20 protein-coding genes, 5 pseudogenes and 1 other annotated feature are annotated in these 25,065 nt (G+C 38.4%); of the genes and pseudogenes, 11 read left to right on the top strand and 14 right to left on the bottom strand.

The features are described from left to right. Nucleotides 1-107: DUF4372 domain-containing protein (locus tag F948_RS16880; RefSeq protein WP_004958461.1), on the bottom strand; the 107-nt coding region annotated here is incomplete at its 3' end. 224 nt (nt 108-331) lie between these two features. On the opposite strand from F948_RS16880, the gene sohB reads away from it, so the two are divergent. Further along, nucleotides 332-1,294, top strand: a complete 963-nt coding sequence (gene sohB / locus F948_RS09705; RefSeq protein ID WP_004963188.1) for a protease SohB — start codon at nt 332-334, stop codon at nt 1,292-1,294. 210 nt (nt 1,295-1,504) lie between these two features. Continuing rightward, nucleotides 1,505-3,690, top strand: a pseudogene (gene blp2 / locus F948_RS16435) (Ig-like repeat protein Blp2). 15 nt (nt 3,691-3,705) lie between these two features. Here the strand turns inward: blp2 and F948_RS09695 are convergent. Together F948_RS09695 and F948_RS09690 are read right to left on the bottom strand one after the other, a co-directional pair. After that, on the bottom strand, nt 3,706-4,347 hold the full coding sequence (locus tag F948_RS09695; protein ID WP_004963181.1) for a DUF2238 domain-containing protein: 642 nt from the start codon (nt 4,345-4,347) through the stop codon (nt 3,706-3,708). Between the two features lie 21 nt (nt 4,348-4,368). Then, the gene (locus F948_RS09690) at nt 4,369-4,737 is read right to left on the bottom strand and encodes a hypothetical protein (protein WP_004963179.1); all 369 of its coding nucleotides are present in this window, start codon (nt 4,735-4,737) and stop codon (nt 4,369-4,371) included. Nucleotides 4,738-5,014: 277 nt separating this feature from the next. Here F948_RS09690 and F948_RS16710 point away from each other — a divergent pair. Then, a pseudogene (locus F948_RS16710) lies at nt 5,015-5,422 on the top strand (hypothetical protein). On the opposite strand, the gene rsmD reads toward F948_RS16710, so the two are convergent. Together rsmD and mrdA are read right to left on the bottom strand one after the other, a co-directional pair. Then, the gene (gene rsmD, locus F948_RS09680; protein ID WP_004963170.1) at nt 5,419-5,967 is read right to left on the bottom strand and encodes a 16S rRNA (guanine(966)-N(2))-methyltransferase RsmD; all 549 of its coding nucleotides are present in this window, start codon (nt 5,965-5,967) and stop codon (nt 5,419-5,421) included. The pseudogene F948_RS16710 and the gene rsmD sit on opposite strands and share 4 nt — an antisense overlap. Continuing rightward, nucleotides 5,967-7,964 carry a penicillin-binding protein 2 gene (gene mrdA / locus F948_RS09675; protein WP_004963168.1) on the bottom strand — a complete coding sequence of 666 codons (1,998 nt, stop codon included), beginning with the start codon at nt 7,962-7,964 and terminating at the stop codon, nt 5,967-5,969. Before mrdA ends, rsmD begins: the two co-directional genes overlap by 1 nt. Nucleotides 7,965-8,205: 241 nt before the next feature. Between mrdA and F948_RS09670 the strand changes: the two genes are divergently transcribed. The 4 genes from F948_RS09670 to F948_RS09655 all read left to right on the top strand — a co-directional run bounded on the left by F948_RS09670 (nt 8,206) and on the right by F948_RS09655 (nt 11,077). After that, nucleotides 8,206-8,724, top strand: coding sequence for a hypothetical protein (locus tag F948_RS09670; protein WP_004963164.1), 519 nt, complete (start codon nt 8,206-8,208; stop codon nt 8,722-8,724). Nucleotides 8,725-8,784: 60 nt separating this feature from the next. Then, on the top strand, nt 8,785-10,098 hold the full coding sequence (locus tag F948_RS09665) for a DUF445 domain-containing protein (RefSeq protein WP_004912505.1): 1,314 nt from the start codon (nt 8,785-8,787) through the stop codon (nt 10,096-10,098). 82 nt (nt 10,099-10,180) lie between these two features. After that, entirely contained in the window at nt 10,181-10,834 is a 654-nt protein-coding gene (adk, locus tag F948_RS09660) for an adenylate kinase (RefSeq protein ID WP_004912504.1), read from the top strand. A gap of 60 nt (nt 10,835-10,894) precedes the next feature. Beyond that, on the top strand, nt 10,895-11,077 hold the full coding sequence (locus F948_RS09655; protein WP_004956301.1) for a hypothetical protein: 183 nt from the start codon (nt 10,895-10,897) through the stop codon (nt 11,075-11,077). On the opposite strand, the gene nth is transcribed toward F948_RS09655, so the two are convergent. Both nth and F948_RS09645 read right to left on the bottom strand, forming a co-directional pair. Beyond that, nucleotides 11,074-11,760, bottom strand: coding sequence for an endonuclease III (gene nth / locus F948_RS09650; protein WP_004956303.1), 687 nt, complete (start codon nt 11,758-11,760; stop codon nt 11,074-11,076). The two genes, F948_RS09655 and nth, sit on opposite strands and share 4 nt — an antisense overlap. After that, nucleotides 11,761-12,561 (bottom strand): RnfABCDGE type electron transport complex subunit B, encoded by an 801-nt coding sequence (locus tag F948_RS09645; RefSeq protein WP_004912494.1) that lies wholly within the window; start codon nt 12,559-12,561, stop codon nt 11,761-11,763. It abuts the gene before it with no gap. A gap of 375 nt (nt 12,562-12,936) precedes the next feature. Here F948_RS09645 and gdhA point away from each other — a divergent pair, with 375 nt between their 5' ends. After that, nucleotides 12,937-14,283: an NADP-specific glutamate dehydrogenase gene (gdhA, locus tag F948_RS09640; RefSeq protein ID WP_004912492.1), complete on the top strand. Its 1,347-nt coding sequence runs from the start codon at nt 12,937-12,939 to the stop codon at nt 14,281-14,283. A 56-nt stretch (nt 14,284-14,339) separates the two neighbouring features. Here gdhA and F948_RS09635 read toward each other — a convergent pair whose 3' ends face one another. The 6 genes and pseudogenes from F948_RS09635 to F948_RS16085 all read right to left on the bottom strand — a co-directional run bounded on the left by F948_RS09635 (nt 14,340) and on the right by F948_RS16085 (nt 21,992). Further along, nucleotides 14,340-15,440, bottom strand: a complete 1,101-nt coding sequence (locus F948_RS09635) for an META and DUF4377 domain-containing protein (protein ID WP_004963160.1) — start codon at nt 15,438-15,440, stop codon at nt 14,340-14,342. Between the two features lie 185 nt (nt 15,441-15,625). Continuing rightward, nucleotides 15,626-16,399 carry a DODA-type extradiol aromatic ring-opening family dioxygenase gene (locus F948_RS09630; RefSeq protein ID WP_004912485.1) on the bottom strand — a complete coding sequence of 258 codons (774 nt, stop codon included), beginning with the start codon at nt 16,397-16,399 and terminating at the stop codon, nt 15,626-15,628. A gap of 110 nt (nt 16,400-16,509) precedes the next feature. After that, entirely contained in the window at nt 16,510-16,989 is a 480-nt protein-coding gene (gene rlmH, locus F948_RS09625; RefSeq protein ID WP_004912481.1) for a 23S rRNA (pseudouridine(1915)-N(3))-methyltransferase RlmH, read from the bottom strand. 324 nt (nt 16,990-17,313) lie between these two features. Beyond that, nucleotides 17,314-19,743, bottom strand: coding sequence for an endopeptidase La (gene lon, locus F948_RS09620; RefSeq protein ID WP_004963155.1), 2,430 nt, complete (start codon nt 19,741-19,743; stop codon nt 17,314-17,316). Between the two features lie 130 nt (nt 19,744-19,873). Next, a complete protein-coding gene (locus F948_RS09615; RefSeq protein WP_004963152.1) occupies nt 19,874-20,455 on the bottom strand; it encodes a 5-formyltetrahydrofolate cyclo-ligase in 582 nt (193 codons plus the stop codon). Between the two features lie 303 nt (nt 20,456-20,758). Beyond that, nucleotides 20,759-21,992 (bottom strand): annotated as a pseudogene (locus F948_RS16085) (IS3 family transposase). Further along, nucleotides 21,601-21,717, bottom strand: a sequence feature (AL1L pseudoknot). It overlaps the preceding pseudogene by 117 nt. 48 nt (nt 21,993-22,040) lie before the next feature. On the opposite strand from F948_RS16085, the pseudogene F948_RS16075 reads away from it, so the two are divergent. Then, a pseudogene (locus F948_RS16075) lies at nt 22,041-22,178 on the top strand (IS3 family transposase); the annotation flags it as partial. A gap of 47 nt (nt 22,179-22,225) precedes the next feature. Here the strand turns inward: F948_RS16075 and F948_RS09595 are convergent. Then, nucleotides 22,226-23,364 (bottom strand): IS3 family transposase gene (locus F948_RS09595; RefSeq protein ID WP_100223103.1). Its coding sequence is split into 2 segments (ribosomal slippage): nt 22,226-23,106 and nt 23,106-23,364, totalling 1,140 coding nucleotides; the frame shifts between segments, so codons are not numbered across the junction. Nucleotides 23,365-23,506: 142 nt separating this feature from the next. On the opposite strand from F948_RS09595, the pseudogene F948_RS09585 reads away from it, so the two are divergent. After that, a pseudogene (locus F948_RS09585) lies at nt 23,507-24,058 on the top strand (OmpA family protein); the annotation flags it as partial. A gap of 251 nt (nt 24,059-24,309) precedes the next feature. Beyond that, nucleotides 24,310-25,065 (top strand): IS701 family transposase (locus F948_RS09580; RefSeq protein ID WP_080632272.1); only part of this gene is annotated, 756 nt, incomplete at its 3' end.

Below are 25,065 nucleotides of genomic sequence, written 5' to 3'. Positions count from 1 at the left end.
GCTGATCTTAATTTTTGCCCAGAGTGGTGCAGTTTAGCCAGACGTTCAAAATCTTGTCTTAGAATGGGTTTGAGTAATTGATGAAATACGGTATTCTGATGTGACAAAACCTGAGTCCTTTATAGTTAAAGTGTTTGTTTGCACTCATATTTTAACTATTTAGACTCAGGTTTTTTTATTTAAAGCAAACTATGGGACAGTAATGGCCTTCGGGCTCTTTTTTTTGTATAGGCAGATGAAAAAGAATCTATTTTTCAAAATCACTATTGAATTTTAACTCAACTGACCACATCTTAGACGGATAAAAGCCGAACTTAAGAGCACTTATTTTATGTTATTCCATTTACCTAAATTTCCTGCTGAGATTCGTATAAGTCATTTAAATGCGCGCGTGAATGAGCAAAGAAAAAGAATTACGCAAACAACAGCATCTCGTTTGGAACTTTTACAACTGGTGCAACAGCTTGCAAAAGAAGCGAAAATTCGTAAAAAAAATGATCAGAAAATTTATGTGCTCGATTTCAAAGGTGATGTACAAGCCTCTGCAGTAGATACGATTCGTGAGGAAATTACCCTTATTTTAGCAACCGCTAAAGCAGGGCACGATCGCGTTGTAGTTCGTTTAGAAAGTCCTGGTGGAATGGTACACGGTTATGGTTTGGCTGCTGCTCAGTTAGTTCGTTTACGTGATGCGGGCTTTAATGTGACGATCTGTGTAGACAAAGTAGCTGCAAGCGGTGGCTATATGATGGCTTGTATTGCCAATGAAATCATTACAGCACCATTTGCTGTGGTCGGTTCAATTGGTGTGGTTGCACAGGTACCAAACTTCAACCGTCTTTTAAAACAACATAATGTTGATTTTGAATTGTATACGGCTGGTGAGTACAAGCGTACTGTGACAATGTTCGGAGAAAACACACCTGAAGGCAAGGCAAAGTTCGAAGAAGAGTTGCAGCAAACGCATTCTTTATTCAAGCACTTTGTTGAAAAATATCGTCCTCAATTAGATATTTCAAAAGTGGCAACAGGTGAGCATTGGTATGGTGAAGATGCTCTCGCATTAAATTTGGTGGATAAGTTACAGACTTCGGATGAGTATTTACTTAGCTTGTTACCAAAACATGATGTATACGTGATCAATACTCGCAAACGTCCGACATTTGGTGAAAAACTTGGATTACAAGCAGCGCAAATGGCAGAAAGTTTAATTCCAGCAGTACTTGGGAAAATGACTGATACTCTAGTAAAAGCAAACAATACGCTCGTTCAAATGCGCGATCCTAAATTCTAAGTTAACATAGAAATCTTTAAACCAGCTTCGGCTGGTTTTTTGTTTTATGACATCTGATTTTAATTGATGGTCAATTAAATAAAATGACAAAACTCAGCTTTGAATAGATTGTTCTAAATGATTGCATTTGATATTTTAACGAACAGATTAAGTACTTAATTATTCATTAATCTAAAGTTTTTAAAATAAAATTGATCAGTGGGTATAATAATGACAAGAGTTATCGTTTCTTCAAAGACGAGCCTAAACATTTTACAAGATGGACAAATCAAGGATGTCATATTAAGTCAGCCATCTATTATTCAATTAGGTATAGACCAAGAGAGTATAAAATCCATCATCAAGCAAGGCGATGATTTAGTCATTACTTTAAAAAATGGCGAGAAAATAATCATTCGTGATTTTTACAATGAAATGAATGCCAGTGAGCATACATTGGCGCTGAGTAACGCTGATGGTAGCTACTCGATTGCCGAGTTCGATGATTCGGGCAAATTTGTTCGTTACACATCATCAAGTCAAGATGCACCTCAGGTTTCGACAGAGTTACCTACACAAGTCTCTTCAGTATCAGAACCAGCAGATGATCTTGGGATCACTAAATCGCAATTAATTAAAGGCGGATTAATAGCTCTGGCTGCTGAAGGTCTTTATCTGTTGGCAGTGAATGATGATGACGACAATAATAGTGATAAAAACGATTCGACGGATATGATTGCTCCGATAACACCAACGGCAGTACTGAGTTCGGATACACAAACGATTACAGGTAAAACTGAAGCCAAAGCAAAAATTGAGATTAAAGATTCAACAGGAAAAGTCATTGCCACGGGTCAAGCTGATCAGGATGGAAACTATACTGTAAAACTGAACGAACCTTTAGTGAATGGAAGCAAAGTGGCTGTCTCTGCAATTGATAGTGCTGGTAATGTTTCGAAATCAACAGTTGTGACTGGAACTAAAGATACATTGCACCTGATTCACCTTTGGCACAGCTTAATCAAGATGGCACAATTGTGACAGGCAAAGCTGAAGCAAACGCAAAAATTTCAGTTTTTGATGCAGATGGCAAACTGTTGGGCTCTGTAACTGCAAATAAGGAAGGGTTATATTCTATTAAGCTTAGTTCAGCTTTAATTAGTGACAAAGGCGGTACTGTTGTCGCGGAGGATGCTGCAGGGAATAAGTCTGCGCCATCGAAAGTGATTGCTGGTAAAGATACTTTAGCTCCAGATCAACCTTTGATTGAAGTAAATGCCGAAGGAACACGTATAGAAGGGCGTGCAGAAGCAAATACTAAAGTACAAGTTAAAGATAGTGATGGCAAAATAATTGGTACTGGAACAACAGATGCTCAAGGTAAATTTGTAGTACAAATTTCACCTGCTTTGACGACAGGTAAAAAAGGGACAATTGTTTTAGAAGACAGTGCAGGAAACACATCTAAGCCTTTAGAAATAATAGCAGGCAAAGATACCATTGCTCCATCAAAAGCCACAGCGGAATTAAATCCAGAAGGAACCTTATTAATAGGCACTGCTGAAGCAAATGCCAAAATAGAAGTTAAAAGTGCAGATGGTCAAACAACTCTTGGCTCTGGAACAGTTGGAGCGGATGGTAAGTTCAGCCTGAATTTGTCACCTGCTTTAACAGATAAAAATATTGCCAAAATTTATATTATCGATTCTTCTGGAAATCGTTCAGAACCTACAGATATATTTGGTGCTAAAGATACAATTGCACCGAATAAACCTCTGCTACAAAAGGTAATGGATGATATTGGCACAGTTAAAGGTGCTGTTAGTTCAGGTGGAAGTACCGATGATACCAAGCCAACATTATCAGGAATTGGTGAAGCAAAAGCAGTACTCACAATATTTGATAATGGCTATCCGATTGGGACTGTTACAGTTGGAGATAATGGTAAATGGAGTTACACCGTAACGAATGATTTAGTTTTAGGCTCACACAAAATTACTTTAACTCAAACTGATGTAGCTGGTAATACCAGTGAACTCAGTGATGCCTTTAATTTCACAATTGTAGCTCCAGCTCAACCTAGTGCGCTGATGTTGAGTGATTCCGAAATCATTGAGGAGGTTCAAACTTCTCTTGTGGATTCTGTTAATTTAGATCGTCTTTTAACCGTTCCAAACATGTCAGATAGCTTTGTAGATGAGGAACAATTATCAATTCCGTTAGAGCATTTATTAATTGCAGAAGAGTTGGAAACAGATGTGATAGATCAATTATTAAATGAGTTTGATCAGAATCTTGTGAGTCAAAACTCGCTAGTAGGCACTGTGGAGACGATTTCTGTGCAAACTGACTTAGCTGAGACATCTTTCAAAGAATTATTCAATGATTTAGATGTCTCTTCAAATTGGATGTTCTAAACATGGGGAAAACTCTTATTTGTTCTGAATAAGAGTTTTTTCTTTATATAGATATAGTAAACCAATCAAAATCGAACCAAGAGTTGCTAGAAACATATCTTTATGTGCATCCCAAATGTCTCCTTGTTGCCCATTGTAATTTTCGGCATCTTCTGGCGATAAACCGATCGCGATCCACCATTCAATCAACTCATAGACTAAACTCGATGCCATGACAAATTGGACAACTAATAAAAATATTGCAACGGGTTTAGATTTGGGAAAGAAGAACTCAAAACAGCGGTAGAAGAATGGGTAGAGTAGTAGCCCATAAGCGAAATGTACAAAACGATCATACATGTTCCTCGACCATCCCATTGTTTGATTCAAATCAATGTGGAATAGCATTTGAAACCACTCATTGTAAGGTACGTATGAATATAAATAGTGTGCACCAACAATATGAATGAATAAAAAAGTAAGGTATAAGCAAAAACTATAGAAATCGATACCAATTTTCTTAATTACAATAATTAATGCAATCAACATGAGTACCGTGCCAGCTTGATGCAACAGATACGATTCAAACTCAAGTGGGTGAATACTAGCGATGATGACTGCGAGGCATATAAAACCGAAGGCAATATAATGTTTTAAAGTTATTTGTTGTTCTATCATGCGAAGCGATCCAATTTGCTATCAAGCCCCGCTAGTATCCTCATGATTATTGGTTACTATTACAGGCTCAGTTCTAGGAGCAACACCACCAAGTGCTTGACATGCTTGTTTATAAAGTTGATATTTTTGTTGTACTACTTCATCGAGTGGTATGTCAAAGAGATCTTCGCCATTTTTGTATTGCTCAACATATGTTGATGCTTTTGACTTGTTTGCAGCCAAAGTTTGCTGATGAAAATTGGTAATTGATGAGGTTGCAATTTGGTTGGTTTCAATATTATTACATTCAAAACTCTGCAAAACTTTTTCTGCACGTTTCACTTCATTGGATTGACCAAAGATACAACCTGTTAAATTCAAGATTATCGTTAACAAGATAAAACGTTTCATAATTTTTTTGGAGTTGAATTAGATGATGAGATTGGGGCTATTGTATATAGAATTCAATCTATAAATTAATAGTTTATGTCAGACACAAATGAAATTAAATAATCTTTTTAGACATCATTAGCAATTTCTACATTCCGAAATTCACTTAGACATATACTTGATTCTATAAAATTGGGTTTGAGAGCTTGTTGAGTTGTTATTTGCCAAATCCGTTGATTACTATCACATACTTTTAAACTCTATGTTGCTTATGCTCAAGAAACTTTTATTGAATGCTATGTTAGCCAGACGTCTATGTTTACTTACTTGTCTTTTGATGCCTTTACAATTTTTAGCAGCACAGCAATACGACTTTTTTGCTGGATTTGAGGATCAACATACTGAAGAGATGTTTGAATCTGCTTATCCTGAAATTAAAACGGACTATTCAATTTTACACAATCAATTTTATCATGATGAACGTCTAAGAATTTATAACTATACGGCTTATCAAACTGACTAGCTGAACCAAAAAGTCTTGACGGGAGACACGATGAGTTTTGGTCTCAATGATTTATCCATTTCACTGGGTTATGGCATCGTTTATCAGATTAACCAAGACAATCGAATAGGATATGAATATTTGTCGAGTTTTCCGTTTGATCGAGGACAAATGGTTCGATTGTTTTGGTTAAGAGTCCTTTAAGGCATTTTCTGATATAAACCTGCTTTTACTATTCCTGCTTTGGTTTCTTTAATCTTTTTCCAAGAAGCAGGCAGTTTTAGTTCAGATAACTCACGATCAGCTTCTACATAAATAAAGCCATTCGCTACGATCTTTGTATCCACAGACTCAGCTAACTCTTGCCATAAATTCAAGCCATAGGGCGGATCAAGAAAAACAAGATCAAATTGTTGGTTAATTTTCTGTAAAGCTTTCTGTGCTGTGGTCACGTAGAGCTGACATTTATTGGTTTTTAATAGCTGAATATTTTGTTTTAGAAATCCAGATTGAGTGACATCGGGTTCAATCATGATAACTTCAGCTGCACCACGAGAAAGCGCTTCAAAAGCTAAAGCTCCTGAACCACTACATAAATCTAATACCTTACTATTTTGGATATCCCACATTAACCAATTGAATAATGTTTCACGTACACGATCAGGTGTTGGTCTTAATCCTTCAATAGATGCGAACGGTAATATTCGACGTTTCCATTCTCCTCCGATAATGCGTAACTGATTTTTCATTATTCAGATACTCCATCGGCATGTGCTGTTGAGCTTACAGCAGGAGTTGAAGCAGGAGCATTTGTTGAACTAAATGTACCACTACCACTTGGAAGTTCTGCAGGTTTGATGCCAGCTGTCATTAACCCACCACTGACTTGATGGTTTAAAGGACGAATTGGATTTTTCTTACGATTAACCAACCAATAATCAAATACTGGTCGCGCAAGTTGAGCGGCGGAACCACCATGCTTACCATTTTCCCAAACTACGGCGATCGCAATTTCTGGATTTTCGGCAGGTGCAAATCCAACAAATAAACCATGATCCCACTGTCTAGAGGACAATGCTGCTTCGTTATATCTTTTGCCCTGAGCAATACTTTTTACTTGTGCTGTACCTGTTTTACCTGCAATAGAATAACGCAGACCGCCTTTGATCCCACGTCCTGTACCAGATTGAATCACATCAATCATTGCAGCGTGCATATTGACCCAATCTTCATCTGTCCCATTAAACTGAATTTTTCCATCAGGAGCATTGTGAACAGGAAGCTTCTTGGCGCCTTTATGATCTCTCAAAACATGTGGTGTGACATGTGAGCCTTTGTTGGCTGTAATTGCCGTTGCCATAGCGAGCTGTAATGGTGTCGCTGTAAATGCGCCCTGACCGATACTGACTGAAATGGTTTCACCTTTTAACCATTTCGTATTTCGAGTTCGCATTTTCCATTCTGGACTTGGATATAAGCCTGAACTTTCACTCGGTAAATCAACACCAGTTTTCTCACCGAAACCGAATTGGCGCATCCAAGTATTCATTTTGTCGATTCCCATACGATACGACAAAATATAAAAGTAGGTATCACAAGAAACCACTTGGGCTTTATGTAAATTCACTGCACCATGCCCACTTTTTTTATGGTCACGGAAACGATGACTATCACCTGGTAAAGAGAAGTAACCTGGGTCTGAGATCGCGGTATTCCAATCGACCAATCCGTAATGAATCCCACCAAGACCAAACATTGGCTTGATCGTTGATCCTGGAGGATAAGCACCTTGAACAGCACGATTGTAAAGAGGTTGATCAGGATTATCCCGTAAACCACTATAGTCTTTAGTACTAATCCCTGTAACGAATAAGTTTGGATTAAAACTTGGACTTGAAACTAAAGCTAGAATTTCCCCTGTACGAGGGTCCATTGCAACGATTGCACCACGACGATCAACTAACTGTTGTGCTGCAATAGTCTGTAAACCATAATCAATAGACAAATAAAGGTCATTTCCACGTACAGGGTCTTGTCGACCAAGATGTCTAAGAACGTTACCGTGTGCATCAGCTTCTACAGATTCATAACCTGGAGTGCCATGTAATAATTCTTCGTAACTTTTCTCCGCACCAATTTTCCCGATCAGGTTTGTTCCAGCATATAAATCTTTATCAATCGATTTGAGTTCTTTGTCATTGATTCGTCCAACGTATCCAATCACATGAGCAAACAACTCTCCATGTGGATAGTAGCGAGTCATTTGAGTCTCAATTTTTACACCAGGAAATGCGTATTTAACTTCACTAAATTTGGCAATATCTGCTTCTGTGAGATTTAACTTAATCGCGATTCGTTCTGTTTTTCGAGCAGTTTTGACGCGGCTTTTAAAACGCTCAATATCTTCTTCAGTGAGACTCAAAATTGGAATAAGACGTCCTAGGGTTCCGTCTATGTCACTAACATCAGTTTTACTTAATGTGGCACTGAATACTGGATAATTGTCTGCGAGCAATACACCATTACGATCGTAGATATAACCACGTGCTGGAGGGAGGGGCTGCAAGCGAATACGGTTTTTGTCAGAAGCCGTTGTAAAGTCATCGTAATGAATAATCTGTAAATATGCATAACGACAAATCAATAAAAGTAGGAAAACAACGACAACTGAAATCGCAAAAAAAATTCGACCCTTATAAATGCGCTTCTCTTGTTGCATATTTTTTAAAGGAAAGTGCTGTTTCATAGGGTATCGACTTAAATTGCAGGATGGCAGAGAACGAAAGTGGACTATTTTAACGTAAGTTGAACGATCTTACTGTAGATTTTTCAACTGATCATATAAATGATGGTGCGACAGTTTTTGACTTTGCAGACATGAAAATTGTAGGGTCTTGTATATTAGAAGCAAAATAATTCTGTTAAAGTCTGAAACTGTTTGAAATAGGAATGTCTAAGACACACTCTTAGGGAAAATGGAGAAAATAATGAAAAAACTTTATCTTTTATTAGCGGTTATGTCGTTGAACACTGTTGCTTACGCAGACGAAAATCCTTATTTGCCTGAGTCAAAATTAAAAGACGCTAAAGTTTCAACATGGAATGTTGGTGCAGGTTTCACTAAAAAGTTACTACATGGCAATGTTGAATGGGTTAATCCATATGGGATTGCTTATGCCAAAGCAGGTGTGTTTTTGAATGATGACAATCCTGCAGGTGGTCAGGTTGGATTTCGTTATCCATATCATTTAACTGGTACAGATAAAAACGGATATTACATCGGTGCTTATGCGGGGCACATTGAAAGCAAACAAATTAATGGAAAAGAAAAAGCACGTCTCGGTGCAGGCGTAGATTTAGCCTATGTTTGGCTAAACCCTGAACGCATCAGCACATTTAGTGTAGGAATTGGTGCTGGTGAGAGAATGAAAAATGGTCGTGGAGAAGTAATTGAAAAAACTGAACCAACGATTCAATTCTCTTATACATTAAGTTTTGGTTTGTAAGTGCTGTACTGATTGTTTAGCCCACAAGCCATAATCTACTAATAATTTTGAGAGTCATGCATGTTTGATTACGTCAATGAATTGTGGCAGATTTTCCTCGCTCGCCCAGATTTTTGGGCAGTTCTGAGTATTATTCCAGTAACTGCTTTTGTGACATGGGCGCATGTGTGGATGGCTTTAAAAATGGTATTTTACCCAATTACTTTTTGGGGATTCCATTTAGGTCCATTACCTGTAGGCTGGCAAGGAATTGTACCTCGTAAAGCAGGGCGTATTTCAGGCATCATTACTGACAATACATTATCTAAGTTAGGCTCATTGCGAGAGTTTTTAGAGGCAATGGACCCCGAAGACATGGCGATGATCATTGGTGAGCAAGTCGGTTTCGAGCTTGAACACCTCATTGACGAAGTCATGATTGATCGTAATGCTGTTTTATGGGAAAACCTACCTTATTCGATTAAACGTCGTATTTATGCTCAAGCACATAAACAATTACCAAATACCTTAAAAGAACTTGTGACTGAGCTGACCATGAACGTCGAGTCACTTGTTGATATGCGAGAAATGGTTGTTCGCCAAATGGAAGGTGATCGCCGTTTGATGGTACGAATGTTCTTAAAGGTTGGTCAAAAAGAAATCAATTTTATTTGGCATATCAGCGCATTGATTGGTATGTTCTTTGGTATTTTCCAAATGATCGTTTGGTTTGTGGTGCCATGGCATTGGACTGTACCTTTTTGGGCTGCAATATGGGGTTTCCTAACCAACTGGATTGCAATTTGGATGGTTTTCAATCCTATAGAACCTCACTATATTCGATATCCTCAGATATTCCGTCTGACGAAAGATCGTAAATTCCCTTGGATTGTCCCAGTCTTGAAAATCGGTACATATAACGTTCAAGGTGCATTTATGAAACGTCAAGAAGAAGTCTCTGATGTGTTTGCTAGTGTGGTGACGGAAGACCTTATTACGCTTAAATCGATCATGACAGAAATGATGTATGGGACGAAGAAAGATAAAACTCGTCGAATTGTCAAGCGTCATATCAATGAAATCATGGAAACCCCATTAGTCAGAACATCATTACAGTTATCATTAGGTCCTAGAGAATATGCTAGACTCAAGACCGACTTGATTGATCGCTCAATTGAAATTACCATGGGGCCTGTATGTGATCCTGCATTAAATGCAAGCCGTGCACAGAAAATCTTTCAAATGTTTAGAGATCGTATTCGTGAGCTAACACCGAAAGAGTTCCAAAACTTATTGCGTCCTGCGTTTCAGGAAGATGAGTGGATTTTAATTGTGTTGGGTGGTGTGACTGGTTTTTTAGCAGGTTTAATCCATTTATTTGTTGCTTTCTTATAATTAATTTGATGTTGGTTGAGCAATAAGTCTGTATGATATTGCTCAATTTAAGATTTATTGTTTTTAAATGAGGATGTTCTTTATGCGCATTATTTTACTCGGACCACCTGGGGCAGGAAAAGGTACTCAAGCTCAGTTGATCTGTAAGCGCTACAATATCCCACAAATTTCAACCGGTGATATGCTCCGTGCTGCAATTCGTGAAGGTACTGAACTTGGCTTAAAAGCGAAAAGCGTTATGGAGTCAGGTGGTTTAGTATCCGATGAATTGATCATTGGTCTGGTGAAAGAGCGTATTGCTCAACCTGATTGCGCTAACGGTTGTATTTTTGACGGTTTTCCACGTACGATTCCACAAGCTGAGGCATTAGAAACAGCAGGAATCTCTATTGATCACGTGATTGAAATTGATGTTCCTGATGAGGAAATTGTTCAACGACTTTCTGGTCGTCGTCAGCACCCAGCATCTGGCCGCGTATATCACTTAGTTTACAATCCACCTAAAGTGGAAGGTAAGGATGATGAAACTGGCGAAGACCTAGTACAACGTCCTGATGATCAAGAAGAAACAATCCGTAAGCGTTTAGCTTCTTACCATAGTGAAACTGAGCAATTGGTTGGCTTCTATCAAGGTCGTGCTGCTTCAGGCGAAAATGCACCGACTTACGATAAGTTGAATGGCTTGCGTGCGATTGATGAAGTTCAAAAAGATCTTTTTGCTATTTTAGATAAATAATCTAAACAGCAAATTTAAAAGAGCTCTTTAAATAGGGCTCTTTTTATTTTGGAGAGGTAAATGTTGAAGTTTGTTCTTATCCTTGTCGTTATTTTAAGTGTTTTACTGTTACTTTTTCTATTATACCAAAGTCAAAAAATGCTACGTCATGTGCAGAAACAGCAGGCGATTGAAAATAAAAAATATGGCAAGCCACGCCAGTTACACCCAAAATTACAGCAGACTAAAAAAGATCAAGATTAATGTATTTCTTTGAGTTTGATGGGCTTTGTCGCACCAAACTCAAAACGATCTTTCCAATTACAGACATCGGCTACGATACATTCACCACATTTCGGTTTGCGTGCGATGCAACAGTAACGACCATGTAAAATAAGCCAATGATGTGCATCAACAATGAATTCTTTTGGAATAACTTTGATGAGTCTATGTTCTACTTCTAGAACATTTTTTCCTATCGCAAGGCCAGTGCGATTACCGACACGAAAGATATGCGTATCGACCGCCATAGTCGGATGCCCGAAAGCTGTATTCAAAACAACATTCGCTGTTTTTCGACCCACACCAGGAAGTGCTTCGAGTTCTTTACGTGTTTCTGGAATATTTCCTTGATATTGATCAACTAAAATTTGACAGGTTTTAATGACGTTTTCAGCTTTAGAGTTATACAGTCCGATGGTTTTAATATAACTCTTTAATCCTTCAACACCGAGATTTAGAATGGATTGTGCTGTATTGGCAATAGGATAAAGTTTATCAGTTGCTTTATTGACACTCACATCAGTGGCTTGGGCTGAAAGCATAACTGCAATCAATAGTTCAAAAGGAGATGAGTAATTGAGTTCAGTTTGTGGAGTCGGTCTTTGTTCTCGTAAGCGCTCGAAGAAAGTCTGAACTTGCTTCTTAGTCATATTTTTACTCGACATTTAGACCTCCTGTAATTCTTTTAATTGTGTTTGAAGGGCATCAAGTTGTTCTTGCTTTTGCGGATCAAGTCGAACACTTAATTGTTTCTCCAGTTTTTTGATTTGAGTTCGTATTTTGGCGAGCTCAATAGTAGTTTTAGCATCTTGTGCGCTATGGTCTTTTGCTTTTTCAGCTAATGTTATAGTCGGAACATTTTTCAAAGCCTGTGAAAATTGTGCGAAAAATTCAGTGTCAATTTCGGCTCTAACTACAGGACCTTTGCGGTCGATACGACGTTTTTCTTCACGTTGAATATGTGCGTAGTAACGCTGACGGAGATTGTCCTGCTCGTTAATACGTTGATCCTCAGTGGGGATGGGATTGTTATCAGGGACGAGGTCAATACAATCAACAGGGCAAGGAGGGATACAGAGCTCACAGCCTGTGCACAAATCTGTCAGAATCGTGTGCATGAGCTTACCACTTCCGATAATTGCATCAACAGGACAAGCACTAATGCACTTGGTACAACCAATGCATTCATCTTCGCGAATAATGGCTTTCATTTGTTGTGGGCGACCATCAGCTTGGATATCCCAAACACTCGATTCAGCTATTAAACGCGGTCGATCAAGTAATTGAGCGAGTGCATCTGCTACAGGTTGCCCGCCAGGTACACATTTGTTTGCTGCTTCACCTTCGCTAATCGACTTTGCATATGGCAAACACCCATCACGGTGTCCACATAAACCACATTGTGTTTGAGGCAGTAATTGGTCTATTTGAACGATAAGAGAGACTTGCTGATCAGAAAGTAACATAGAAGCAGTGAGGTGAAAGTAAGAGCAGAACTGAATTATAACAAATAATCCTTTATTTAGAGACTGTGGATTTATTTAAACAATAAGTAGCATTTTTATCTGAATTAAAATGGTGCTTCATTGGTTTTATTTTGGTGCGATTTTATTTTTTAAAAATTAGTTATTTTCACTTTTTTGTTAATTATTCATGTATATTTCTCAGTATTTATAAAATAAATAATGAATATTTATTGGATTAAAACTTTGAAAATTATATTTAATTTTATTTTATAGAGGAAGTGCTTTGCTTGTCTGATAGTAATTTATAGTTGTTTTATGAGATATTCTACTTTGGTGCAAAAATGGCACTAATTTGAATCATAGACTCGGGGGTGAGTGTTGAAATACGGTAGCTTAAATGAATTCTTGGATTACGTGAAACGCAGAGATCCTCATCAACCAGAATTTCTACAAGCTGTAGAAGAAGTGATGATGAGCCTGTGGCCATTTATCCAGAAAAACCCTAAGTATGCACAATACGGTTTACTTGAACGACTGATTGAACCTGAACGCGTGATTCAATTTCGTGTTTCTTGGATGGATGACCAAGGTCAAACTCATGTAAATCGTGCTTTTCGAGTTCAATATAATTCAGCGATTGGTCCTTTTAAAGGTGGGATGAGATTTCATCCTTCAGTTAATTTATCGATTTTAAAGTTTTTGGGATTTGAGCAAACTTTCAAAAATGCACTTACAACTTTACCGATGGGTGGTGGTAAAGGTGGTTCAGATTTTGATCCAAAAGGAAAATCTGAAGCCGAAGTGATGCGCTTTTGCCAAGCCTTGATGATTGAGTTATATCGACATTTAGGTGCAAATACAGATGTTCCTGCGGGGGATATCGGTGTAGGCGGGCGAGAGGTCGGTTACATGGCTGGCATGATGAAAAAGTTGAGTAACGATACTGCATGTGTTTTTACTGGGAAGGGAATTTCCTTTGGCGGTAGTCTTATGCGTCCTGAAGCAACAGGCTATGGAACGGTTTACTTTGCTGAAGAAATGTTGAAAACACGTGGTGAAAGTTTTGATGGCAAAACGGTATCAATTTCAGGTTCTGGTAACGTTGCTCAATATGCTGCTGAAAAAGCCATGTTCCTCGGTGCAAAAGTCGTAACTTTATCGGATTCAAATGGAACTGTTTATCTCAAGAACGGATTTACAGAAGAATTACTTACAGAAGTAATGGAACTCAAAAATGTTCAACGTGGACGTATTTCTGAGTTTGCTTCAAAGCATGGTTTTGAGTATTTTGAAGGTCAGACGCCTTGGCATATTGCTGTCGATATTGCTCTACCATGCGCCACACAAAATGAATTAACGGGTGCTGATGCTGATAATTTATTAGCGAATGGCGTCATCTGTGTAGCTGAAGGTGCAAACATGCCTTCTACCTTAGAAGCCGTCGAAAAATTTATTGCGGCGAAAATTCTTTATGCTCCTGGTAAAGCCTCAAATGCTGGTGGAGTTGCGACATCAGGACTTGAGATGTCACAAAATGCATTACGTTTTGGTTGGACACATGGTGAGGTTGATGAAAGACTTCATGCGATTATGAAAGACATTCACGCAAACTGCTTACGATATGGTACTCAAGAAGATGGAACTGTGAACTATGTCGATGGTGCTAATATCGCTGGTTTTGTGAAAGTAGCAGATGCAATTCTGGCACAAGGGATTTATTAATCTTTGAACAAAAAAATCCGATGCATCTGCATCGGATTTTTTGACTGAAATTATGATTATTTAACGATTTCTTGTTCAATAACCATATCTAATACATCAGCAAGACTTGACTGATCTGCGGCCGGATTTTTTATCTCAAAACGTTTTACACGTACGATCACGCGTTGCTTAGGATTGTGTTCAAACCCTTCGATTTGACCATAGTATAAAGACCAGCTTTTATCAGTATATGTTTTGATACCTTTTTCGTCGTATTTTACTTCACGTACTTGCATACAAGTTTGTGGTGCAACGCCTGTACATGATTTAGTTTCAGGTGAGATTTCTAAAAATACGGTTTTAGGCTCTGATTGATATTTTGTTTCAAGTGTCATTTTACCGATGAAATTATATTTTTGACCTTTAGCATCTGTAAGCGTCAAAGTCGGTTCGTGTAAGTTTGTAGTATTCACTTCAAATGGGATTTGACGTTTTTGTAATAATTCACCTGTAAACTTCTCTTGCTGCATCAGTGCTGGTTCACATGCCATCATCGTTGATGCGCCATCACCTGTCACGATCAAACCATTCTCGACTTTCCAAGATGTATTTAAGCGGTTACAGCCTGTATCTACTGATAAGCGATCATGATTTAAGAATGTTAGAACGATAGGTTTTTGTGTATTTGTCGGCTGGTACGACCATATGTAATTGCTTAATACATGTGCATTCACAATTTTAGTTCCTGTAAATACATGTTTTTGCCCTTTACTGTCTGTTACAGTCAGGATTGCTTGATCATTGCTTGTACTAAGTGAAAAAGGTACTTTCTTTTCGCTAAAAATATCAGATGACAAACGCTCTTGTTGCATTAAATCATCAGCACACGCCATCATGGTTGAAACAAGAGGTGAAGTGACAATTTTGTTGCCTTCAACTTTCCAAGTTCCACCTTGATTATTACAACCTGTTTGAATCGTTACTCTTTGATCAGCGTTAAATGAAAGCACTAATGGTTTTGAAGCTGTAGAACCTTGATAAGTCCAATTATATTCAGTTAGATTTTTTTCAGCATTTGAATTGATTTGAGAAACTACACCGTCAGTTACATTTTGTACTGTTTGACAAGCCATCAAAGAAAGAGGAAGTAGAGCAAGAACTAAATATTTAATTTTCATCGTTAAAACAACAGTTAATAAATCACAGCCTTAAGCTTAAAGTATTCTTAAAAAAGAAAATGTAATCCAGTTAGCGGTTAAGTTTGTTAAATGTATCTGATTGTAATTTTAGAAAAGCATAATAGATACTGAGGTTTAAACGAAATTGTTAAACCTCGATTTAAATATTTGGTAAATAATCAGCCTCAGTCGAAACGATAAATATCCATGCCAAGTGAGCCCATCGAGAAACTACTGTGCACGATATTAAATCGATGACCTGTGCCCATAGCGAAAAAAAGTGGGGCGAAATGCTCAAGCGTAGGGTGGTTACGTTCTACAAATGGCAATGTAGGCCAATCAAGGACAGCATCAAAATTTTGATGTTGGAGTCGATTGACGACAGTATTTCTAAAAGTACTAGCCCAAGTGGGAACTTGTGCATCTGTATGCCATGACAACTCAGCCAAATTGTGCGTTATGCTTCCTGATCCGATTAATAAAATCTGTTGTTCACGCAGGGGAGATAAAGCTTGTCCAATCTTGTAAATTTCTTCTGCATTCATTTTTGTTGGCAGTGAAATTTCTATCACTGGAATATCTGCATCTGGATACATATGTAATAAAGGCATCCATACACCGTGATCACGAGGACGTGTGCTATTGGCATGTGCATGAATACCAGCTTCTGCAAACATGGATAATATTTTTTCAGCAATTGTTGGTGATCCTGGTGCTGGATAGCGAATTTCATAAAGCTCTTTAGGAAAACCTCTAAAGTCATGCCAAGTATCTGGTCGAGTGGCAATATTGACTTCAAGAACTTGACTTTCCCAGTGTGCAGACATGACAACAATCGCTTGTGGCTCAGGTAAGTTGATACTCAAGCGATGTAGTGCAGGACCAACCTGCTCTGGATCTAGTGCAAGCATAGGCGAACCGTGGGAGATAAATAAGCCTGGTAAAGTTTGCACATTCATAATGGGGCACCTGATCGAAATTACCTATTTATCCTGACAAAAACATCAAGACAATGATAGCGGATTAAACTCAACAGATTGTTCTATAATCAGAACAACCACATTCAACGTTAAGCACGATGGTAGGGATGATTATGGTTAATGCTCATGGCTCTATACAATTGTTCAATTAATAAGATTCGAACCATTGGGTGAGGCATCGTTAATTTAGATAAAGACCAATGCCATGCTGCTGCTTTGCGTACTGCATCAGAATGTCCGTCAGGTCCTCCAATTGCGAGTGCAATATCGTTACCATCAAGCATCCATTGTTTCATGGTATCGGCAAGCTTTTCTGTACTGAGTTCTCTGCCACCGACTTCCAGTGCAATTAGGGTTTCATTAGGTTTGAGCGCATTTAAGATACTCTCACCTTCGATTTGACAATATTTTAAAATATCTGCTTCTGAATCATTTTTACCACGTTTAGCCATAGGTAATTCAATGACTTGGGTTTGAACGAAAGGCTGAATTCGTTTGAAATAATCCTCAAACCCAGTGAGAACCCATGCAGGCATTTTTTGCCCAATAGTCAGAATACGAATCTTCATAAAATTTAAAGGTAAAAATAATTTATGCGGATTATAAACTGAGTCGAAGTTGCTAGGTAATTTAGATCTAAGTAATAGCTGTAATAAAAACTAAAAAAAGAAAATTTATACTCGCCATAAAAAACGCAGCTCAAAATGTGTATGAGCTGCGATCAAAGTGCCTTCCGTCTGGAGTTCAGAGGGCACTAAAAATTAGTTTCAGAGTCAATGTTAGCCTTTATTTTTATCGACTCTATTTTATTATGCAATAAATTGGTTGTTTTTCAATCAAATTATGTAACAAAAAAGAGAGCCGAAGCTCTCTCTTTAATCATGATCTTTACATCAATGACGTGCAGCTTTTGCATCTTCAACTGGTTTAACAATTGGTGTCTTAGGCAATGGCTTTGGTGTATCTGTCAACGCCAAAGGTAAGATTTCATCAATGCTTTTCACAGCTTTGATTTCTAAACCTTCTTTTACGTTATCAGGTATTTCAGCTAAGTCACGTACATTGTCTTGTGGAATAAATACAAGTTTGATTCCACCACGGTGAGCTGCTAAAAGTTTTTCTTTTAAGCCGCCAATACGTAATGCGCGACCGCCTAAGCTAGTTTCACCTGTCATCGCAATATCTGGGCGAATTGCGATACCAGAAAACGCTGACACTAGCGCTGTAGTCAAAGCTAAACCTGCCGATGGACCATCTTTCGGTGTCGCACCTTCTGGTAAGTGGACATGGACATCAGTTTCATCGAAACGTGATGCTTCAATACCCAACTCATCAGCACGAGTACGAACAACTGTCATCGCAGTGGTAATTGACTCTTTCATTACATCACCGAGCGAACCCGTAGTAATGAATTTCCCTTTACCTTTTACAGCTGCGACTTCAATAGTCAATAACTCACCACCAACAGATGTCCAAGCCAAGCCATTTACACGACCTACTTGGGCTTCATCTTCTGCGATACCAAAGTCAAACTTATGTGGACCTAAGTATTCAGGAAGATTTGCCGATGTCACATCAAGCTGTAAGTTTTTAGATTTTTTGCTGACTGCTTCTTTAACAACTTTACGTGCAATTTTAGACACTTCACGCTCTAAACTACGTACACCAGCTTCACGTGTATAACGTTGCACGATGTCACGAATCGCTTCTTCATGAATTGTTAATTCTTTTGCACGTAAACCATTGTTCTTGATTGCTTTCGGAACAAGGTAGCGTTCAGCAATATTTACTTTTTCATCTTCGGTATAACCCGGTAAACGAATGACTTCCATACGATCCAGCAAAGCTTCAGGAATATTCATGCTGTTAGCTGTACAGATGAACATTACTTCTGAAAGATCAAGATCAAGGTCTAAATAATGATCGTTGAACTTGCTATTTTGTGATGGATCTAATACTTCAAGTAATGCAGATGCAGGATCGCCACGATAGTCTTGTGCCATCTTGTCAATTTCGTCGAGCAAGAATAATGGATTCTTCACGCCGACTTTTGTTAAAGACTGCACAATTTTACCTGGCATCGCACCGATGTAAGTACGACGATGACCACGAATCTCAGCTTCATCACGCACGCCACCTAGCGCCATGCGTACAAACTCACGACCTGTTGCTTTAGCAACCGATTCACCTAGTGAGGTTTTACCTACACCCGGAGGACCAACTAGACAAAGAATAGGACCACGGAGTTTTTTCACACGTGATTGAACAGCAAGGTATTCAACAATTCGATCTTTAACGTCATCAAGACCGTAATGATCTGCATCTAGAATTTCTTGTGCTTTTGCCAAGTTAATGCTGACTTTGCTTGCCTTGTTCCAAGGTGTATCTAGAATCACTTCTAAATAGTTGCGAACAACTGCCGCTTCACTTGAAGCAGGTTGCATTGCTTTGAGTTTACGAAACTCAGCTTCAGCTTTTTTACGTACATGTTCAGGTAAGTCAGCTTCAGCAAGACGCTTCTCAATCTCAGCAACATCATCCTCAGCACCGCCGTTCATATCAGACAGTTCACGTTGAATGACTTTCATTTTTTCATTTAGAAAGTATTCACGTTGGTTTTTTTCCATCTGACGTTTTACGCTGTCGTGTAGGGTTTGTTCAATTTGCTGTTCAGCAGATTGATTCATCAAATAACCCATCAACTCTTGTAAATGTGCCTCGAACTCATCGTGCTCTAAAAATTTCTGTTTAACTTCGATATTTAAAGGCACACGAGTTGCAACGAAGAACATCAATTGCAGAAGATCTTCAATTTTGTTTGCTGCCGCAACAAGTTCTCGTGCATTCCGAAGTTTAGCTTCTGCATATTGAGCAAAGAGTGTACGTAATTCATTTAAGCGAGTTTCTTTACTCTCTTGATCCAATTCCACTGTCATTGGGCTTAAATGATGTTCAGCAGTCAGATACTCTTCACCATCAATGATACGCTCTAGCTTCGAACGATGTAGTCCTTCAATCAATACTTTAATGCAGTTTTCATCATTCTCATGATTGACCACTTGAACGATTTTAGCCACAGTTCCGTACTGATACAGATTATCGTGATCAATTTCTTCTGTAAGCGAATCTTTTTGCGCAACTACAAATACTAAATTGTCACCGTTACGAGCCACATCCACTGCATTGATCGATTTTTCACGACCCACGAATAGCGCAATTTGCATGTGTGGATAGACCACAACATCACGTAATGCTAATAGTGGTAATACACTTGGAACCTGTGGCTCTAAGCTTGTTTCATTATTTAAAATATATTCAGACATGGGCACTCCTAATGAGTGACAACGGTGTTGCCATGTTTTTATAGTGATGTGCATTTCAAAAATTACAAGGGTTTTAGAGTAGAAAATATAAAAAAAGACAAAATTAGTTGGTTTTAATATTCAAATAACCCTAAAAATAATGTTTGTGAGATGGTGTGATGAGTGCATCAAGTGGTTGGTCCCAGATGTTGCGGTGTAAAGTTTCTTCAATATATTGAAAATCATGTGCTATCCCTAAACGAAAGGGAAAATGGCGGGCTGATGCAAGAGTACGGTCATAGAATCCGCCACCCATACCAATTCGAGTACCATGATGATCACAAGCGAGTAGGGGCATGATCAAAAGATCCAACTTTGAAACATGATGTCCACGACTAGCCATTGGTTCTTTCATACCCAAAGGATGATGGGAAAAGCGTTTGTTTTTATATTGTTGGAGATTGATTTTTACCCAGACTAAATTCTGATTCATGTTGCAAATCATGGGTAAATAAACATCTTTGTGATGTTGAAAACAAAGTTGAATAATTTTTTGAGTACGTATTTCCCCAAATGCATCTAGGTACAGACCAATTTTTTGAGACGTTTTAAATTGTGGGGTGTTTTTAAGTCTGTTTAAGATCTGATGTTCGTTTTTTTTATGTTGTGAAATACTGACATTTTTACGTTTTCGACGAATGTCACTGCGCAGAGATTTCAGATGATCTTTCATAGATGCCACAACAATTTTAATTACTGTAAATCTTACTTGATTTAATCCCTATATTTAATCAGATTGCTCATCTAAATATTTTTTATGACTGGAAAAGCTTCCACGCATTTTTTTAAAGCGCTCCTCAAGAGGTCTTGAGTCGCGCTATAAATTTTTTTGGTAAACATTTTATTTAGTGTTTACTGAATAGTCTAAATTAAGCTAATGCATAAATTATTATTTCTTTATGAAAATATCGAATAAGAACAATGCTTTTTTGAACATGTGAACCGTACCGGGTTTGTCGGAGACTTTTTATTTAAGTTAGGCCACCTGACCTAACAGATTAATTTTATCATAGTACATTGCTTCAAACTCAAAAGGCGACACATAACCCAGTGCACTGTGTACACGCTTTTTATTGAACCAATGTACCCAGTTTAGTGTCGCAAGTTGTACATCTGCTAAACCTTGCCAATCTGCTTTTAAATATTCAATCACCTCTGTTTTGTATAAGCCATTCACTGTTTCAGCCAAAGCATTATCGTATGAATCACCAGTCGTACCGACTGATGCTCTTAAATTTGCTGCTTCTAAACGATTGGTATAGCGAATGGAAAGATATTGCACACCTCTGTCGGAATGATGAATCACATTCTTTGGCATGCCTCGATCATGCAATGCTTGCTCTAATGCATCAAGCACCATATCTGTATTCATCCGTGTAGATACTTTCCATCCAACAATGGCTCGTGAGAACACATCAATAATAAATGCGGTGTAGACCCAGCCAGAATTGGTTTGAATATACGTAAAGTCACTGACCTGAGAAGCATTGCTTCGCAAGGGTCAGCTCGATCAGCACTAAAATTCCGTTTCACTAAATCATCTGCTCGTTTTTGATCATCTCGGCTGCGGGTAGTTTGTTTGTTCTTACCATGCCAAACACCTTGTATATCTAGCTTTTTCATCAATCGAGCAACTGTACAACGTGCAATAACATAGCCTTCACGTTTCAATTTTTGCCAAACTTTACGTACACCATATCGACCTAAACTTTCTTTCCAAATACGTTTGATTTGCTCTGCATGATGTAAATCATGCAGAGCACGTTTCGCTCGATGTTCTGGGTTATCAACGAGATCTAAAGCCCGATAATAGGTCGAAGCTGCAATCGGTAAAATTCTACAAATCGCTTCAACGCCATATCGATCTTTATTGTGATGGATAAAATCCACCATTATTTGTGTGGGCGGTCGAGCTCCGCATGGGCGAAAAAAGCGGCTGCTTTACGTAGAATTTCATTGGCACGCTTTAATTCTTTAATTTCACGTTCCATTTGCTTCATTTTTTCTTGATCAGATATCTGTTGTACTTTAATAGGATTTTGCTGATCTAAATGCTTTTGATGCCAGGCACGAAGTGTTTCAGGAGTACAACCAATCTTAGGCGCAATTGCTGTGATTGCAGCCCAAGTAGAAGGATAATCTTTTTCAGATTCAATCAATAATTGAACCGCTCTTTCTCTGATTTCAGGGGTATATTTTAATTTTGTCATCGGGGTAGTCTCTCAGAATATTGAGTCTCCGACAAACCCGGTACGGTTCAGGAACGAATTAAAAAGAGAATCTATGCAACTAGAACTGAAGCAAGATCCGATATCTTTGAATATATTGAGATGTTCTATAATTCAAAACGCAGACATGGTTCCAATGGTCAGCGTTCTCCATTAGATTATGAAAAGGCCAATCAAAAATGGACTGCTCCCAGTATCCTAGACATGAGACCGCCTCATTTTGAAGCTGTCTCAAATGCTTCTGGGCTCATCCCATCGAGATGCGAATGACGCCTGATTCGATTGTAAAACATCTCGATATAATCAAACACATCCGCACGGGCCATTTCTCGTGTTTTATAGATCCTCTTTTTAATTCTTTCCTTCTTTAAACTACTAAAAAAGGATTCAGCAACAGCATTGTCCCAACAGTTTCCACGACGACTCATACTCGGAACTAAATTATGCTTTTGACAGAATTTCTGCCAGTCTCCGCTACTGTATTGTGAGCCTTGGTCTGAGTGTATGATCACAGGTTCATTGGGTCTGCGTCGCCATACCGCCATTAAAAGTGCATCCAAAACGATATCCTTGGCAAGCGTAGGTTTCATTGACCAACCGATGACTTTCCTTGAATATAAATCGAGAACCACAGCCAGATATAACCAGCCTTGCCAAGTACGGATGTAGGTAATATCAGTCACCCAGGAAGTATCAGGGGTGCTCACAGCGAACTCTCGATTTAAGTGATTTGGTGGCACAATCGGAGGACGGCCACAACCATAACTTTTATGCTTTTTATATCCTCGAACAGCGGCAATGCCATTGTTCTTCATGATCTTCAGCACACGATTGGGGCCACAGCTTTCACCTAGCTCTTTAAGATCCAGCGTGATGCGACGATAACCATAGATGCCATAACTGGCATCATAAGAAGAGCGGATCAGTTGTAATAACCGTTTGTCTTCAATTGTTCTGCCTGATTCGGGTTCATGTAGCCAGGCGTAATAGCCAGCACGAGCAATCTTAAGAACCCGACACATCGTTTTAATCTTAAATTGATGGCTGTACTCAAGGATAAACTGATACTTTACTCGGGCAGGCTTGCAAAGTACCTTGCGGCCTTTTTTAAGATATCTCGCTCTTCTTCAGTTTGCTTAAGCTGACTTTTAAGACGAAGGATCTCTTTCTTTGCTTCGAGTAGTTCATGTTCATCAGGGTTGTTGCGTAAAGGCTGTACGGCCTTTAGCCATTTATAAATGCTGTGCTGTGATACACCTAAACGTTCAGCCACATCAGTGACAGAATATCCACGTTCGGTAATCAATTTAACAGCTTCATCTTTAAATTCTGGGGTGTATCGTTGTCCACTCATAATGTTCTCTCCTATGCAAAAAGAATAGACGAAATTTGTCTAGGAGAGTGGTGGCAGTCCAAAGAATAGACGAAATTTGTCTAGGAGAGTGGTGGCAGTCCAAGAATAGACTAAATTTGTCTAGGAGAGTGGTGGCTATTCATTCTTTGTGAAAACTTGGAACTATGTTTTAGATATTCGTCAGCCAAATAGCCAAGACTATTTCCGTTGCCAACTTCGTGTAGATTTTGACAAGCAAAGACTTTCTGAGCGTTTATCTTGGAAGGGTGAAGCCTGTGAAGGTTTGATGGCATGGGGTGCAAACAATCAAGTTCCAGCAAATACGAACTTAAATAATGCACGTTCAGGAAGTGTTTTCTTTACTTTTGATCGTTCAAATGCCAATGCAATTGAGCGCGGGAGTGATTCTGTTACTTCAATTGCAAAACGTATTAAACAGAGTAACGCGACTGGACCTGTGATTGTGGCTGGATTTGCAGATCCACTTGGCAAATTTGCTTACAATCAACAGTTGTCATCACAACGTGCAAACACCGTTGCAAAGCTATTGGTCAATGAAGGAATTGACGTGAATCGTATTCAAATTCAAGCCAACAGCCAAACAGATTTATATCAACAATGTGCAGGTCATAAAGCCAATAATCAACTTGTAAATTGTTTGGCACCAAATCGTCGAGTTAATATTATTTGGTAATTGAGTTTAAATGCAGAATGGCTACTTTGAAGTAGCCATTTTTTTTTATCAAAAAACTGGTGCGACAATAAATGTCGCACATGCCTCATCCTGAGATTAACTCTCAGTAATATTTCTTTATAATCAAAACATCAGAAAATAGTCGTTGGATGAAGATGAATTGTTATAGAATCTTGGAATTAAAAGAAAACTTATTAGGACTTACGCATTGACGGATTCAAAAAAGTATTAAAATAGTTTATAAAGTATCTGTGATCAGACGAACTAAACATGCTTCTACAGCAACATGTACATTACCCATTTATATGGGCTTTCTCATGAAAGAACCGAACTCTATTAGCTGCACACAACTTGCCGAGACTTATAATATCTCGCATGATAGTGTAAATCGCTTTCTAGAGCGTGAAGATTACACACCTCACGACCTATATCAAGAATCAATTCAACATATTGATAATAACAAACTTATAGTCAGTATTGATGATACTGTTTTAGATAAACCATATAGTCAACATATGGACTTAGTTAGCTATTTTTGGTCAGGCAAACACCACCGATCCGTCAAGGGTATTAATCTCATTACCTTGTATGCGACAGATCAAAATGGTCAAAATATTCCAATTAATTTCCGAATTTATGACAAATCTGAAAGTAAAACCAAGAATGATTACTTTATGGATATGTTAAGTGAAGTACTCAGTTGGGGTGCAAAGATTCAATTTATTACAGGTGATAGTTGGTATTCATCGACTGGAAATCTAAAAACCATAAGAAAATATGGTATTCGATTTATGTTTGGTATCGACTGTAACCGTAAGGTTTCCCCAGAAAAAGGACAATGGTTTCAACTGCGTTTATTGCCAGATTTCCATCAGGGTCAAGTAGTCTGGCTCAAAGATTTTGGCTTTGTACAATTATTTAAGACTCAGTTAAAAGAACAGCAGAGGTTTTATATTGTGCATCAAGATGAAGATGATTTATTGTCCTTTGAGGGATTTCATGAATTA

It is taken from the genome of Acinetobacter junii CIP 64.5 (assembly GCF_000368765.1).
GTDB classification, from domain to species: domain Bacteria; phylum Pseudomonadota; class Gammaproteobacteria; order Pseudomonadales; family Moraxellaceae; genus Acinetobacter; species Acinetobacter junii.
This window is presented reverse-complemented; position numbering and strand designations above follow the sequence as displayed.